Below are 16,576 nucleotides of genomic sequence, written 5' to 3'. Positions count from 1 at the left end.
TGCCCAACTTTTGATTGTGGGCAGGTTTATATTTAGTAAAAACATTAGGTTTCGACAACGCTCAACCTAGCGTTTTGCATTTCCTAATTTTTAATATTGGCTACTTTCTTGGCTTTTATGTTTGTAATCTTTAGGTCTTCCAGCACGTTTACGGCTTCTTCAACATAAATATCTTTTGCCAAGCTTTTGTGCCATCTCTTGCGCTTTTCGCGAAGGGTAGTGTCCTGTCTCATCAAGGCTACCTCATCAGGTAGGGAACGATAATTCAACTTGTTATCATACTCGTCAATGGCATCAAATTTTTCGGTTTCGGCTTTACGCTTTTCAATTTCAGCATAATATTCATCAAAATTAAGAGTCACGTCTGTCTCGTCACGGCGTTCTTTGATCCATAGTGCATTTTCTTCGATCAAAGCCAATTGCTGGCTCTTAGCCATTCTTTCACGGCTTTTTGCTATGGCTTCGTCAAAATCTACATAACCATCCCAAACATCGTATTTTGCAGGTGCAATCTTATCGTAGGGCAGTGGGTTTTCATAATCTCTCTCGCCTACATCGATATAGCTAAAACGGTCTGGCATTACCACATCGCTCTTCACGCCTTCCAACTGGGTAGAGCCACCATTGACACGGTAGAATTTTTGTGTAGTTACCTTAAGTGCTCCCATATCTCCCATATCGTTTTTACGGAGCCATTGGTTAAGATCTACCAAATTCTGTACGGTTCCTTTACCATAGGATTGCTTGCTTCCCAAGATAATAGCTCTTTTATAGTCCTGCATAGCTGCTGCAAGAATTTCGGATGCTGAGGCAGAAAGCTCGTTCACCAAGATCACTAACGGACCATCCCAAAGTATAGAATCGTCTTTATCTTTTAGAACCTCTTTCCCACTACTGCTTGAAACCTGAACCACAGGACCCTCTTTGATAAACAGCCCCGCAATATCCACAGCGGTACGCAAGGAACCTCCACCATTGTTTCGAAGGTCCAGCACCAATCCTTCAACTCCTTCTTCCTTTAGGCGCTCAACCTCCCTCTTTACATCGCTGGCAGAATTGCGCTCTTTGTAGTTTTCCATATCGAAATAGAACGCAGGAAGGTTAATAAGCCCGAATTTTTTATCTTCTTTCTCTATAACAGTAGACTTTGCATAGGTTTCCTCAAGCTCTACAACGTCTCTGGTAATAGTCTCTTCTCTTGTGGTCCCATCTACCCCTTTTATGGTCAAGACCACCTTGGTTCCCTTGGGGCCTTTAATGAGCTGTACGGCATCGTCCACTCGCATCCCCACAATACTCACGGCTTCATCTTCATCTTCTTGGCGTACTTTGGTAATGAGGTCTCCCACTTCAATATGTTCGCCTCTCCAGGCTGGGCCACCGCTAATAACGTCCACCACTTTAATGTAATCGTTCTTTTTTTGAAGTCGTGCTCCTATTCCTTCCAATTTCCCACTCATTCGCAGGTCGAAACGGTCACGATCTGGCGGGGCAAAGTAATTAGTGTGGGGGTCAAATTCTTCAACAATGGTAGTTAGGAAAGTGGCAAAGTAGTCTTTACGCTCCAGGTCATCGGTGAACTCAAAATATTCATCCAATGAAGTCTTGGTTTGGTTGCGAGACTTCTCTTCCATCTCGGTTGCTGAAAGTGTTGCATTTTCCGAAGGTTCGTAGGCCTCGCCTTTATCTTCGGCTTCTTTCTTTACCTTGGCTGCATTTTCTTTTTCTTCAACTAGATCATAATAATTTGAAAGGGTAGAAAACTTGAGTTGTTGTCTCCACCGGTCTTTCATTTCTGCTTCGGTAGTTACATACTCTAAGTTATCGTAATCTACATTTATAGTTTCGCTCAAGGTATAATCGAAAGGTTTTTCCAGCACTTTTTTGTAACGTTCTTTCCCTTCTTCCATTCGTTTTGTAAACCTTTTGTAAACCGTGTTGAAAAAACTGAGGTCTTTGGTTTTTATCTGGTCGTCTATAGAAGTCCTGTATTTACTGAACTCCTCAATATCTGAAGCTATAAAGTAACGCTTCAAGGGATCTAGAGCGTTAATAAAATCCTCGTACACAGCGATACTAAAAGCATCATCCATATCTGCAGGGCTATAATGTCCTTTTTCAAGAACATAAGTAATAAGGTCCAACAGTACCTTATCTTTATCCGGATCGTTAAATTCCCTGGTGGTAAAACTGCAAGAGGTTACAGCCATCACAACCCCTAGGAATAGAAATTTCAAATTCTTTTTCATAAAATGCATCGTCAAATTTTTTAGAACCCTAAAAATAGAGAAAAAACCGTGCCATATGAGGGTTTGGGTACTAATTTTTTGTTAAACGGTTGTGCTCTAAATTTTAAACAGTTGCGCCACGGTCTTACTGATTATAAACTGTATTTTTGCGCTATTAGTATATTAATACCATGGCAAAGAAAAAACCCCTTATTTTAGTTACCAATGACGATGGCATTACTGCCCCGGGAATACGTGCCCTTATTGAGGTCATGAACACCTTGGGCGATGTTTGTGTTGTGGCGCCAGACTCTCCGCAAAGTGGGATGGGGCACGCCATTACCATAAACGACACCTTATATTGCGATAAAATACAGGTACATAAAGACGAGCAGCAACAAGAGTACAGTTGTAGCGGGACACCGGTAGATTGTGTAAAACTGGCCGTGAACGAAATTTTAAAACGAAAACCAGATTTGTGTGTAAGTGGTATTAACCACGGGAGCAACTCTTCCATAAATGTAATTTATAGTGGGACCATGAGTGCTGCGGTGGAAGCAGGCACACAGGGGATTCCTTCCATAGGCTTTTCATTGTTGGACTATAGCTTGGATGCCAATTTTGAACCCGTAAAAAAATACGTAAAGCAAATTGCTGAAGAATGTTTAAAGAACAGCATGCCCAAAGGAGTTGTGCTAAACGTGAACTTTCCCAAAGCTTCCGCAAAAGAACTAAAGGGCATTAAGGTGTGCCGGCAGGCAAATGCACACTGGATAGAAAATTTCGATAAGCGAACCAACCCCTTGGGACGCGAGTATTATTGGCTCACGGGCGAATTTGTGAATGAGGACAAAGGTGAAGATACCGACGAATGGGCACTTGCAAATAACTATGTGAGTGTGGTTCCCGTTCAATTTGATCTTACGGCTCACCACGCGATACAGGACATCAATTCTTGGGAACTATGAGAAAAAAAATAGGAAAAAACATTGCGATAGGATTTGTACTGGGCTTGGTGTCCAATTGCATTGGTATGTTACTGTACATCCTTATATTCTCAACATACAGTATAAAAACCACTATCCAAGTAGCATTGGAGGAAGATGTACTGGGCAACATTATTGGCCTTGGCGCATTATTGAACCTACTGTTATTTTTCTTTTTTCTGAAGAAGAACCGATACTACCGTGCTCGCGGTGTAATCATGGCAACGTTGCTGGCTGCCTTGTTTATTCTGGCTTCCAAGTTTTATTAAGTTAGTATTGGTTGTTTGATGTATCTTTAAAAGATATTTTTTATAAATGAAATACTACATTCTTGCAGGCGAGGCATCTGGAGACCTACACGGGTCCAATTTAATGAAAGCCATTATCAGGGAAGACCCAAAGGCCGACATTAGGTTTTGGGGTGGCGACCTTATGCAAGCGGTGGGCGGCACTTTGGTAACGCACTACAAGGAACGTGCTTTTATGGGTTTTTCTGAAGTTATCTTCAACTTGGGGAAGATTTTCAGATTCATTTCGAAGTGCAAGAAAGATATCGAGACCTTTCAACCCGATGCATTGATTTTTATAGACAACTCTGGCTTTAACCTCCGCATTGCCAAATGGGCAAAACCAAAAGGTTTCAGTACGCATTATTATATAAGTCCACAAGTATGGGCATCACGGGCCAGCCGGGTAAAAACCATTAAGGCAACCATAGACCACATGTACGTGGTGCTACCCTTTGTGGAAGATTTTTATAAGCAGTACGACTATCCCGTACATTTTGTGGGACACCCCCTTATAGATGCCATTGCAGGTAGGGAACAGGTAGATCCCATTCAGTTTAAGGCGGTACACGGACTGGACGAACGCCCTATTATAGCGCTACTTCCCGGGAGCAGAAAGCAGGAAATAAACAAAATGCTGGAGGTAATGTTAAGTGTTGTGGAGGATTTTCCGCAGTACCAGTTTGTGATCGCTGGAGCACCCAGTCAGGACACATCATTTTACGAAACGTTTCTGGACAAAAAGAATGTGAAATTTGTCTCAAATAAAACCTACGATTTGTTGAGCCTGTCCCATGCGGCTTTGGTAACTTCGGGGACGGCCACTTTGGAAACCGCTTTGTTCAAAGTACCACAGGTGGTTTGCTATAAGGGCAGTTCTATTTCCTACCAAATTGCCAAGCGTATCATCACGCTGAAATTTATTTCGCTCGTCAACCTAATCCTAGATAAAGAGGCAGTGAAAGAACTCATCCAAAAAGAGCTGAACACCAAAAATCTGAAAAAAGAACTCACCACCATTTTGGACGAATACCAACGCGCCAAGTTGTTCTTGGATTACTACGATCTGGAGCAAAAGCTAGGAGGAAAGGGAGCGAGTGAGAAGGCTGCGAAGCTTATACATACAAGCTTAGAAAACAACTAATATAAGGGACGTACTCTACGTTTCGCAAAGGCGCAACGTGTGCATTTTCTTTTCTGAAAACAAGAAACCATTGTTAATTTCGTTTTAATAAGTGTTTTGGGCAACACTAAAATGCAGGAACAAACCTTTTTATTTTTATACGACCGAAATCACGCACCATGAAAAAACTACTACCCCTACTCCTACTCACATTAGTATTGGCCTCCTGTGGCTCCTCTAGAAAAACCACTACCTATAAAAAGAACAGATCCTCGAAAGTGGTTAAGAGCAACGTTGACCCCAACAGCAAAGCAGGAAAGATCATAAAATATGCTAAAAGTTTTGAGGGAACCCGTTATAAATTTGGCGGTACCACAAAAAAGGGAATGGACTGCTCTGGGCTCATTTACACAAGTTTCGCAAATGAAGGCATAGCACTTCCACGAATATCGCGCGATATGGCCAAAGAGGGGAAACGCATCTCTTTATTGAAGGTAAAGGAAGGCGATCTCGTGTTCTTCCAGACCAACAAAAGCCGAAATGTTATAAACCACGTGGGCCTGGTGGTTTACAATAAAAGCGGCGTTCTTAAATTTATACACTCCACGACCTCTAGGGGTGTCATTATAAGCGATATTTCCGAAAGCTACTGGAACCGCTCTTTTGTACAGGCACGGCGCATTATTTAAAAAATTAGTATCTTTAATACCAACTCCCCAATTGTAAGGCAACTTGGCCTTTTTTCGGTATGGGAGTTTCGTATGTTAACTTTTCGGTAATTGGTTTTTCCGTTTGCCTTGCGCTGGGTATTGCGGTTGGGTATTGGGTGGACCTAGCTACAATATTTTCAGTTTCCAAGTATGTTATGGTACTTGTATTTGCAAGCTGCTTTTTACTGTTATTGCTTACGTGGCTATGGAACAAAAAGCAACTATCCCCATCCCCGATTTTTGGAGTATGGGTGTTATTGTTCTTTTTTATCTGTGGATTTGCTAATTATACGCTACGATTGCCCAAGTATCAGGAGCTTCATTACTTGCATCAGTTTATTATTTCTGAAAATAATTTGTTACAACTAAAGGTAACCGAAGTGTTGAAGCCAGATTCCTTCAACAACAAATATATTGCTCAAGTCCAAAAAGTTGGTGGAGCAAGTGCTACGGGAAAGGTGCTCGTATCAATACCAAAAGACTCACTCTCCTTAGCAGTGGACGACGTACTCCTCACCTACGGAACTTTACAACCGGTTCCTGCGCCCAAGAACCCACACCAGTTCAATTATGCTGCATACATGAAAACCTTGGGTGTATATGCCCAAATGCGATTGAAACAACCTCAAATCCTTACTATCAAAAAAGGGAATACAACCATCCGTGGATTTTCTGAAAGCATCCGAGACCATCTTATCTCAAAATTGAAAAACACACCACTACAAACCAAAGAACGCAGTATTTTACAAGCATTGGTCCTGGGACAACGGCGGGATATCGACAAAGACCTTTACAGCGATTATGCTGCTGCGGGTGCCATCCATATCCTGGCGGTTTCTGGGTTGCACGTAGGGATACTGTATTTCATAGTGTTGTTCCTGTTCAAACCTCTTACCTATTTACGGTATGGAAAAATAATGAGAAGCATCCTTATTGTACTTTTTCTATGGGGTTTTGCAGTATTGGCAGGGCTTTCTCCCTCGGTGGTACGGGCGGTGACTATGTTCACATTTTTCACTTTTGCCACAGCAGTGGATAGACCCACAAATAGTTTTAACACACTATTTCTTTCATTCTTTATATTATTGCTTTTTAAGCCCAATTGGTTGTTTCACGTGGGTTTTCAGTTAAGCTATCTTGCGGTGTTCGCCATACTTTGGATTCACCCAAAACTATACAAGCTCTACCGACCCAAATTTTATGTAGACAGACTGTTCTGGAACATCATCACAGTATCCACTGCCGCACAATTGGGCATTGTCCCATTAAGCTTGTATTATTTCCATCAGTTTCCTGGCTTGTTCTTTGTCACCAATATTGTAGTATTACCAGTACTGGGAATACTACTTGGCGCAGGGCTGTTACTTGTGTTTTTGGCAGCCTGCAACACGCTTCCAGGTTTTTTTGCTGAAGGATATAATTACTCCCTCCAACTTTTAAATAACTTTATCTCATGGGTCGCAGGGCAGGAATTATTTTTATGGGAAAACATCCCATTTTCAAAGGCAATGGTATTGGTAAGCTATCTGTTCTTGATACGTCTCGTTTTACTTTGGAAGCGCTTTTCGGTTAGAAGGCTCAACTATTGTCTTGTATCCATGATACTTTTATTGGCTGTTTTGAACTGGGAAAAGAAGCAAGCAAATTTTTCAGAAATGATTGTTTTCCACAAGAACCGAAAAACCCTGATAGGTGTAAAACAGAACAAGCAGTTGATATTGTTCACGACCGATACTTCCACAAAGAATTTACAAAAAAATTATCCCGTAAAAGGATATACGACTGCAAATTCGGTGGCAAAAGTTTCAGAAAAAACCCTTCCGAAGTATTTTAGCTACAAACAGAACTATGTTTTGGTTTTGGACAGTTTGGGTGTGTATCCCATGGGAACTAAATCGCCAATTGTATTGCTCACCCATAGTCCAAGGGTGAATCTGGAACGGCTTATAGACAGCCTACAACCGCAACAAATTCTTGCGGACGGGAGCAATTATACAAGTTATGTAAAGCGTTGGCAGCAAACCTGCAAAAAAAAGAAACTCCCTTTTCACCACACGGGTACAAAGGGAGCCTTTACACTTAAATAGCCGAAACACTTAACTAAAAACAACTACTTAAAGGTACTTTTAAAATTTTCTTGATATTCCTGCCAGGCCTGTGCCGTGGTAAGCTTTTTATAATCGTCATTGGCAATCATCTTTAAATATATCTCCAGTTGCTGTGGGGTTTTGTAACCAGGAATGGCTTGGATAAGCGTACCATCTTCTTCAAAAAACACCAGACTGGGATAACCGGTAATCTTTAAAGCGTGGGCTAATAAGTGCTGGGAGTTACGCCCTCTTTTTCCAGCAACGTAATTAGGGTTGGTATACGTAAAATCGTTATAGGTGATATCTTCGTTACCTTCGGCATTGAACTTTACTGGATAATAGTTTGCGTTAATAAAATCGGCTACTTGTTGGTTGCCAAACGTATTTTTATCTAATAATTTACAAGGGCCACACCATGTAGTGTACACATCCATAAAAATTTTTTTGGGAGTCTCTGCTTGTGCGGCCAGGGCCTCTTCCATACTCATCCACTCAACTTTTTGGGCGGTCATGGTTCCTGCAGCCAGTAAAAGGACTAAAAGGAGTAACTTCTTCATTTATTTTTTATTTAGGTCATTGACCCTTTGGTTATGATTTAAAAGGACATGTAACAAAAAACGTTCCACTATGGGAACGTTTTTTATATGGATTAATTGTGTACTAGCGTATGCCGTGCATCATTCTAAGCATCATTTTATTAATAAGTACCAGTATTACTCCTGCACTTATTGGAATAATAGTAAATATTAAGAAGAAAGTGGTCATCCCGTATTCTTCAACAATAGGGTCTATATAACTACCTGTAATACCTGCTGCCAGGTTTGCAATAAAGTTTGCCACAAACCAAACCCCAAACATGAGGCCCACCAATTTTAATGGCGCTAATTTACTAACATAAGACAGTCCTACTGGAGAAACACACAGCTCTCCCAATGTATGTAAAAGGTACGCTAGGATTAAGAAAATCATACTTACACTTGCTGTTTTTGCTCCCAGTGGGATTCCCATAGAACCGTACGCTAAAATTCCAAAACCAAGCCCTAGCAACACCAGTCCAATTGCAAATTTTATTGGACCCGTGGGGTTGTATTTACTTTGCCACAGTTTTGAAAACAATGGTGCAAAAGCAATAATAAAGAAGGAGTTTAATATACCAAACCAAGAAGCTGGTACCTCTGGTGCCGGATCTGAAAACTGGCGAACCAACATCCAAACTACAATAGCCCATATAATTACAAAGCTAATTCCTAAAAAAATGTTAGACAGTGCATACTTTCCAAAAGTTTGTTTAAACAACATTGCCAAAACCCAAGTTATTATCAACATTGGTATTACGGTGAGCAACGTATTAAACACTTTAAATATAAGTGCTCCATTACCTTCAAGAATTCTATCTGTGTAATCTGCTGCAAAGATGGTCATGGAACCACCTGCTTGCTCAAACGCCCACCAAAAGAAAATGGTAAAAAAGGCGAATATCCCAATTACGATCAATCTATCACGAGTGATTTTAGATTTTTTGGCATCGTCCACCGTATCTTCAATGGCATCTTCAGTGGCCTCTATCTTATCTTCGAGTGCATCATCAAAATCCTTTGTTCCTTTTGGCGACAAACCAATTCTTCCAAAAATTTTCTGTGCAAAATAGAACTGCAACATTCCAAAAAACATAAAAACTCCTGCCAGGCCAAAGCCATAGTGCCAACCTATTTTTTCACCTATATAGCCACAAAGTAATATTCCCAAGAATGCTCCTGCGTTAATTCCCATATAGAAAATGGTATATCCAGCATCTTTTTCTTTGCCTTGTCCTTTGTATAATTGACCTACTATTGAAGAAATATTCGGCTTAAACAATCCATTACCTATAATCAACAATCCTAATCCTATATAAAAGAAAGAATCTGAAGTAACCTCAAGTGCCATAGAAGCGTGACCCAAAGTCATTAACAAGGCTCCAAGTACTACGGCTTTTCTATATCCAGTCAGCATATCAGCTATAATACCACCAAAAATTGGGGTGATATACACCAATCCTGTGTACACTGCATACAATTGTAATGCCTCTGAACGTTCCCAGCCCCAGCCGCCTTCATCAAAAATTGAAGCTACTAGAAACAGTACGAGCAATGCACGCATACCGTAGTATGAGAAACGTTCCCACATTTCGGTAAAGAACAGTACAAATAGTCCCGAGGGATGGCCTAAAACGGTTCGCTGATTAATCTCTGAACCTCCAAATTTAAATTCCATAGAATAGAAGTGTTAGTTAATGTATTGATTATAAGTTGTTTTTAATAAAATTGGTCATCAAGGTGTAAAGGTGCAAACGGGTGTTGCCCCCGTAAATACCGTGGTTTTTATCGGGGTAAATGCGCCAATCGAACTGTTTATTGGCCTGAACCAAGGCTTCCACCAGGCGCATCGTGTTCTGCACGTGTACATTATCATCGGCACTACCGTGCACCAACAAGAATTTACCTTTCAGTTTATCCACGTGGTTTATGGGGGAGTTGGTATCGTATCCACTTGCATTCTCCTGCGGGGTGGTCATGTACCGTTCTGTATAGATAGTATCGTAGAATCTCCAACTAGTAACCGGGGCAACGGCTATGGCCATTGAGAACGTATCGGCCCCTTGGAAAAGGCAATTACTGGACATAAACCCACCGTAACTCCATCCCCAAATACCTATCCTAGAGGCATCGATATAGGGGAGTTTTCCCAATTCTTTCGCAGCGGCTATCTGGTCTTCTACTTCGTACTTCCCTAGTTCTTTTTGGGTCACTTTTTTGAAATCCCTTCCCTTTAACCCCGTACCACGACCGTCTACACAGGCAATAATGTATCCTTGCTGTGCCAGCATTTGGTGCCAGTAGTCGTTAGAACCGTTCCAGGCGTTTCGTACATTTTGCGAACCAGGCCCAGAATACTGGTACATAAACAGCGGGTACTGCTTGGTCTCATCAAAATTTGAGGGTTTAATTATGTACATATTAAGTTCTTCACCATTTATGTTAATGGTACTGAATTCTTTCGGAGATATATTGTATTGTGCCAGCTCATTCTTAAGCGCTTCATTATTCTTTATCTCACGGATTAGTGCTCCGTTTAAAGCATTGTGGAGTGTAAACACATAAGGTGTTTCGGTATCATGGAAGGTATTGATAAAATACGTAAAATCACTGCTGAAGGAAGCACTGTTTATGCCCGTTCTCTGTGTTAAACGTGCCTTGTTCTCCCCGTTTTTCAATACGGAGTACACATCTCGGTTTATACTGCCATTCTCGGTACTTTGGTAATAAACTCGCCCAGTTTTTTGGTCAAAACCGTAATAATTGGTCACTTCCCAATCCCCTTTGGTTACCTGGTTTATCAACTCACCTGTTTTATCGTAATGGTATATGTGGTTCCATCCGTCCTTTTCGCTGGTCCAGATAAAACTGTTGTTGTTCAAAAACGTTAGGTTATCGGTTATATCCACATAAGCATCGTCTCGTTCTTTCAGTATAAGTGTTGTGGTGTTCTTTTTTGCATCTACAAATACGAGGTTAACTTCGTTTTGTTTTCTATTGGTAAGCTGAACGCTCAACACATCTTTATCCTTGGTCCACTTAATACGTGGGATGTAGTAGCTATCGTAGTTGGCCAGGTTTACATCACTGGTATTCTTTGTATCCAAATCATAAATATGGAGGGAAACTTCAGCATTGGGGTCTCCTGCTTTAGGATATTTGAACACCTGTTGGTTTGGGTAGAGATCTGTGCCATACACATCCATTGAAAAGCGCGGCACGTTGGTTTCGTCAAACTTTATGTAGGCTAACTTATCGCCTTCTTTGTTCCAATCAAAGGCCCTTACAAAGGCAAATTCTTCTTCGTATACCCAATCTGTAATACCATTGATAATGCTGTTTTTCTTACCATCTGTGGTAACTTGTGTTTCGGTGCCTGTCTTAAGATCTTTGATGTAGATATTATTATTATACCCAAAGGCAATCTTGGTGGCATCGTTATTAAAGGTGGGCTCCTGTATTTGCTTTTGTGAAACTAGGGTAAGGTCTTTCGTCTTAATATCATAAACATAAAAAGTCCCGAGGGACGATCTTCTGTATATCTGTTTCAGCTGGGTGGCCAAGAGTATTTTGGATTCATCTTCGCTAAGTTCGTAGGAGATAATATGGCTTATACCAGGGAGATTGTTTGTGTTCACCAAGGTACGCACTTTTTCACCACTTTTATAATCGTACACATCTACGGTGGAGGCATTTGTTTGCCTGCTATAGTTAAGTACTGCATATTCTTTACCGTTATCCAAGGAACGCAGGGCATCCATACGCTCTGTACGGAATGTCCCACCCCAAATATCTTCTAAAGTTATTTCTTTCTTTTGTGCTGTTACGGCTGTGATAGCCATAACAAATAAAACCAGGAGTGACTTTTGAGGAATGAGTTTCAAACTGTTAAAATTTTGTTATGCCAATGTTACTAAATTTTCGTGAAATTCACACGATTTAATGTGTTAAATACAGTAAACACAATCCTTAGCCACACGGTTTCAAAATTGTATGGCTCGCTATTTTAAGCTATCGCAATTTGGTATCTTTGCACTACCAACAACAATACAATGGCGCAACCCGTTCCCCGTTTTTCAAAAAAGACAAAAGAAGAAAAAATAGACTGGCTCTTGGACACATATTTCAAAGGAGATGCCAACGCTAAAAAAGTACTCAACCAATATTACAATAGCAACGAGAACCTACAACAATTACACGATGACTTTATAGAGAATGCCATCACCAACTACTACCTCCCCTTTGGTATAGCGCCCAACTTCTTAATAAACCAAAACCTGTACACCATTCCCATGGTCATCGAAGAGAGCTCCGTTGTGGCCGCTGCCAGCAATGCTGCCAAATTTTGGTTGGACCGTGGCGGATTTACTGCTGAAGTGATCTCCACTACCAAAAACGGGCAAGTACACATAGATTTTTATGGCACTGCTGAACTATTGACCGAATTTTTTGAAGCTATAAAACCAAAACTAATCACTAGTTTGGATTCCCTTCAAAAAAATATGAAAAATCGTGGCGGTGGTCTTCTGGATATTGAACTGCTGGACGCTACCGAAACACTGGAAGGCTACTACCAGCTACATTGCACCTTTGAGACACTGGATGCCATGGGTGCCAATTTCATTAACAGTTGCCTAGAGCAAATTGCCGAAACTTTTGAAAGCGAAGCAACCACCTACGAAGCATTTGCTAAAAACAAGCCGAAAGTAGTTATGAGCATTCTTTCCAATTATGTCCCCGAATGCCTCGTAAGAGCCGAAGTTGCTTGCAAGGTTGAAGACTTGGACCAAAAAGGAATAAAAGGTGAGAAATTTGCCCAGGATTTTGTTCGCGCCATACATATTGCCAAATCTGAGACCCGCCGTGCCGTAACCCACAACAAAGGCATAATGAACGGCATTGATGCGGTTATCCTTGCCACAGGAAACGATTTTAGGGCAGTAGAAGCGGGCGTACACGCCTATGCCGCAAGAAATGGCTACTATAGTAGTTTGACGCATGCGCAAGTAAAGGATGGTGTCTTTAGATTTTGGATTGAGATACCCCTGGCACTGGGCACCGTTGGCGGACTTACCTCACTACATCCCTTGGCAAAATTTGCACTTCAACTTATGCAAAATCCTAGCGCACGGGAATTGATGCAGTTGGTAGCCGTGGCAGGATTGGCACAAAACTTTGCAGCCGTGAGGTCGCTGGTAACAGTAGGTATCCAAAAAGGGCATATGAAAATGCACTTGATGAACATCTTGAACCAACAGGGAGCATCCGTAAAAGAAAAAGAAAAAGCCTTGAGCTATTTTAAGGAATATGCAGTTTCACACACTGCTGTGGAACAATTCTTAAAAGAAGTGAGGACATAAAGAAGATTCTATTGGAAGACACTTTTTACAGTAACGGAAAACTTTTACTCACTGGCGAATATGTAGTGTTGGATGGGGCAACGGCGTTGGCCATCCCCACCAAAAAAGGACAATCGCTCACTGTCCTCCCCCGGGCCGAAGGCGAATTGCTCTGGAACAGTTATGATGAAAAGAACCGTTGCTGGTTCAGTGCAGGATTTTCTATGGTGGATTTCAGTGTTTTGGTGGCGGATAGGCTAGACACCGCAATTACACTTTCCAACATTCTTAGAGAAACAAGACATTTAAACCCTAAGTTTTTGAGTAATTCGAAAGGGGTACATGTGATCACCGAATTGGATTTTCCCCGCAATTGGGGCCTTGGCACTTCCTCCACCCTAATTAACAACATTGCGCAATGGGCACAGGTAGATGCTTTTACACTGCTTAAAAATGCTTTTGGAGGCAGTGGATACGACATAGCAGCAGCACAACACAACACCCCTGTTTTTTATACTGTTGAAAAAAACGCCCCAAAAGTTCAGGAAATAAGCTTGCCATGGGATTTTACAGACTCGTTATTTTTTGTGCACCTAAACAAAAAGCAAGACAGCAAACAAGGAATTGCTAAATACGGCAAAAAGCCCGCTTCAAAAGAGCAGATTGAAAGGATATCGGACTTGTCAAAAAAACTATTGCTGTGCTACACCCTTTCAGATTTTGAAGCGCTTATGGCTGCCCACGAACGTATCATTTCAGAAATAATACAAATGCCCACTGCTAAAGAGAGGTTGTTTGCAGACTTTAGCGGAACCGTTAAGAGCCTTGGCGCTTGGGGAGGTGATTTTGTGCTCGCTACAGGATCTTTTGAAGAAATGTCCTATTTCAAGGAACAGGGTTATGGGACTATAGTACCCTTTCACGAGATGGTAAAATAAAAAAAGCCCCGAAAAATCTCGGGGCCTTTTACATATTCTGGATTATTCTCTTAGAAGAAATTTGCTCTATTATCCTCAATTTCTGCCGCTTCCTTAAGTGCTGTGTATACTTTTCCGTTTACAGCTGGAGTTTCCTTTGCGGTAAGCTGGTTAGCGTAAGATGCGTAGTTATCCAAATCAGGAGCAGGGTTAAACGCCAGCACACGTACTTTATACACTCCATTTTCGCCTACAATAAGGTCGGTTTCTTGTCCTGCTTCTTTACCAAATGCAGTACCTACTACCAACGGCTCATTACCTGCACCGGGTATGGTTGGGCTAGCCATAGTAACAGCAGTTGCAGTTTGTACGGTCACGCCTTGGCTACTTGCCACCTCTTGCACTGTAGTACCGCTAACACCCTCCTTGATTTTCTCGGCTTTTTTCTCTTTTCGTAGGATTGGCGTTACTCTTGGCGAAGCCTCAGCAATACTCATTAACCCCTTAGGGCTCTTACGGGTCAATTGCGCTATTATGTAATCGTCTCCTACTCCAAAACGCTTAATGTCCCCTACATTGGTTTCTTCTTCAAACGCCCACTTAACTATTTCTCTATTATTCCCTACACCTGGAATAGTAGCATCCAGTTTTCCTATTTTATTTACAGGCTTTAATGGAAGTGATGCAGCTTTTGCAGTTTCAGCAAAATCACCTTTTTGCGCATCCAACTCAAAGTTAGTGGCTTCGCTAAATACGTTGTTCAATGTTTTTTCGCTGGTTTCAATATCTTTTGTAACCGTAGCGATTTTTATAACATCCTTAGGATTTTTCTGTCCAAGTACCTCAATGAGATGGTACCCAAATCTTGTCTCAACCACTCCCATATCGCCAACATTCTTTTCGAAAGAATAATCCCTGAATGCAGGTACCATTTGGTTGTATGGGAAGAAATCGTATACACCATCTTTTTCGATACTTGCAACATCTGAGGAGTGCTTCTCAACAAATTCTGGGAACTTGTTTTTATTTGTTTTCAGGATTGCCAACAGGCTGTCAGCTGTTTTCTTTGCTTCTTCTTTGGTTCTTGTGATACTATCGGTTTGGTTCAACCCAATTGGGATAAGTATGTGACGCACTTTTGCCGAGTCTGGCAATTGGCGCTTTGCTACAACCTTTGTAAGGTTAAAGGTGTTATCAACTTTATAAGGACCATAGATTGCTCCCGGGTTCATAGTAAAAACAGTATCCCTGATAGACAGTGGCACATCTTGCTTGTACATCCAACGGTCTTGGTAGGGCGTTTCAGAATTTGCGTTTACAAAGGCTTCAACATCATTGGTGTTTGCAAAACCTGTAATAGTATCGTTCAGTTTAGAAACTTCGTTATATTCAACAGTATCTTTCAGCAATTCTTCTATTGAAGTCCTAGCTTCATCGATATCTTCCTGAGAAGCTTTTCCTGAAATTGTAACATACTGGATGTCCACCTCTGGCTCTACTTCAAATTCCTTTTTGTTATCCTTGATATATGCTTCGATTTCAGCATCGGTAACGGTTACGTCTTCGTCTGGGATTTTAGTGAAGGGAATATATGCAAACTGAAGGTTCACCTTATCATTTTCATATCTGTATTCCTGTTCACCTTCGGCCAAAGTGGATGTTAATCCAGCTTTCACCATGGTAAAGTATGTATTTTCCAAGATGGATTTTTTATTACTCTCCACGAAATCGTCCCACTGTTGCGATGCTTGACGATTGGTACGGATGCTGGCAATATATTCGTCCAACTTTGCTTGGCTAAAACGGCCAGCCTCGTCCTGGAAAGTTTCGTTGCCTGCAAGTGTAGTGCTCAACGCATCGTTCAATTGATTTCCCTGTACCGTTAAACCCAATTCCTCGTACTGCTCTTCTAACACAACACGCCTCACCTCTTGCTCGTACACAGCATTTATGGCTTGGCCAGCTGGTGCATTAGGCCCCAAATTACGGCGCATATTCTCAACCTTTGTCATAAACTCGGTACGCTCTAGATCCACTCCATTAACCGTTGCAACATTTGCCTGGGACTTATCGGTAGACAAGCCTCCATTACGCAACACATCTGCCAATACAAAGGAGAATAGTGCCAACGCAATAATTATGATCAAGAAAACCGAACGCTGTCTAATTTTATTTAAAACTGCCATGTTATAAAGTATGTTTAACCTTTGCCAATACAGCCAAAGGGTGTTATTTCAAAATTTTAACTAGTGGGCGAAAATACCATTTTCCCACCATTTATAAAAACGTTTACCAGAAAAAATACAGGGAAGTTTTTTTGT

General features: G+C 41.3%; 12 protein-coding genes. 7 read left to right on the top strand and 5 right to left on the bottom strand.

All coding sequences use genetic code 11. The features are described 5' to 3' along the window. Positions 1 to 83: 83 nt before the first annotated feature. Positions 84 to 2,249, bottom strand: coding sequence for a carboxy terminal-processing peptidase (locus C8D94_RS04795; protein WP_115122732.1), 2,166 nt, complete (start codon positions 2,247 to 2,249; stop codon positions 84 to 86). Between the two features lie 170 nt (positions 2,250 to 2,419). Between C8D94_RS04795 and surE the strand changes: the two genes are divergently transcribed. The 5 genes from surE to C8D94_RS04770 all read left to right on the top strand — a co-directional run bounded on the left by surE (position 2,420) and on the right by C8D94_RS04770 (position 7,421). Next, positions 2,420 to 3,196: a 5'/3'-nucleotidase SurE gene (gene surE / locus C8D94_RS04790; RefSeq protein ID WP_115122731.1), complete on the top strand. Its 777-nt coding sequence runs from the start codon at positions 2,420 to 2,422 to the stop codon at positions 3,194 to 3,196. Beyond that, complete coding sequence (locus tag C8D94_RS04785; RefSeq protein WP_115122730.1) at positions 3,193 to 3,483, top strand: hypothetical protein; 291 nt, start codon at positions 3,193 to 3,195, stop codon at positions 3,481 to 3,483. The genes surE and C8D94_RS04785 overlap by 4 nt, the downstream gene beginning before the upstream one ends. A 46-nt stretch (positions 3,484 to 3,529) precedes the next feature. Continuing rightward, positions 3,530 to 4,645: a lipid-A-disaccharide synthase gene (lpxB, locus tag C8D94_RS04780; RefSeq protein WP_115122729.1), complete on the top strand. Its 1,116-nt coding sequence runs from the start codon at positions 3,530 to 3,532 to the stop codon at positions 4,643 to 4,645. 158 nt (positions 4,646 to 4,803) lie between these two features. Further along, entirely contained in the window at positions 4,804 to 5,313 is a 510-nt protein-coding gene (locus tag C8D94_RS04775; protein WP_115122728.1) for a C40 family peptidase, read from the top strand. Positions 5,314 to 5,372: 59 nt separating this feature from the next. After that, the gene (locus C8D94_RS04770) at positions 5,373 to 7,421 is read left to right on the top strand and encodes a ComEC/Rec2 family competence protein (protein ID WP_115122727.1); all 2,049 of its coding nucleotides are present in this window, start codon (positions 5,373 to 5,375) and stop codon (positions 7,419 to 7,421) included. A gap of 23 nt (positions 7,422 to 7,444) precedes the next feature. Here the strand turns inward: C8D94_RS04770 and C8D94_RS04765 are convergent, their stop codons facing one another. From C8D94_RS04765 to C8D94_RS04755, 3 genes are all read right to left on the bottom strand, one after another. Continuing rightward, entirely contained in the window at positions 7,445 to 7,981 is a 537-nt protein-coding gene (locus C8D94_RS04765) for a thioredoxin family protein (protein WP_115122726.1), read from the bottom strand. Between the two features lie 103 nt (positions 7,982 to 8,084). Continuing rightward, positions 8,085 to 9,677 carry a peptide MFS transporter gene (locus C8D94_RS04760; protein ID WP_115122725.1) on the bottom strand — a complete coding sequence of 531 codons (1,593 nt, stop codon included), beginning with the start codon at positions 9,675 to 9,677 and terminating at the stop codon, positions 8,085 to 8,087. Between the two features lie 28 nt (positions 9,678 to 9,705). Further along, positions 9,706 to 11,841 carry a S9 family peptidase gene (locus tag C8D94_RS04755; RefSeq protein WP_115122724.1) on the bottom strand — a complete coding sequence of 712 codons (2,136 nt, stop codon included), beginning with the start codon at positions 11,839 to 11,841 and terminating at the stop codon, positions 9,706 to 9,708. Positions 11,842 to 12,051: 210 nt separating this feature from the next. On the opposite strand from C8D94_RS04755, the gene C8D94_RS04750 reads away from it, so the two are divergent. Together C8D94_RS04750 and C8D94_RS04745 are read left to right on the top strand one after the other, a co-directional pair. Continuing rightward, positions 12,052 to 13,359: a hydroxymethylglutaryl-CoA reductase, degradative gene (locus tag C8D94_RS04750; RefSeq protein ID WP_115122723.1), complete on the top strand. Its 1,308-nt coding sequence runs from the start codon at positions 12,052 to 12,054 to the stop codon at positions 13,357 to 13,359. 11 nt (positions 13,360 to 13,370) lie between these two features. After that, positions 13,371 to 14,276, top strand: a complete 906-nt coding sequence (locus tag C8D94_RS04745; protein WP_115122722.1) for a GYDIA family GHMP kinase — start codon at positions 13,371 to 13,373, stop codon at positions 14,274 to 14,276. Positions 14,277 to 14,326: 50 nt separating this feature from the next. Here C8D94_RS04745 and C8D94_RS04740 read toward each other — a convergent pair whose 3' ends face one another. Then, the gene (locus tag C8D94_RS04740; protein ID WP_115122721.1) at positions 14,327 to 16,441 is read right to left on the bottom strand and encodes a SurA N-terminal domain-containing protein; all 2,115 of its coding nucleotides are present in this window, start codon (positions 16,439 to 16,441) and stop codon (positions 14,327 to 14,329) included. Positions 16,442 to 16,576 lie beyond the last annotated feature (135 nt).

Origin of the sequence: Marinirhabdus gelatinilytica (genome assembly GCF_003353425.1) — a bacterium.
Taxonomy (GTDB): Bacteria; Bacteroidota; Bacteroidia; order Flavobacteriales; family Flavobacteriaceae; genus Marinirhabdus; species Marinirhabdus gelatinilytica.
The sequence above is the reverse complement of the archived record's forward strand: the minus strand, read 5'-3'. Positions and strand labels throughout refer to the sequence as shown.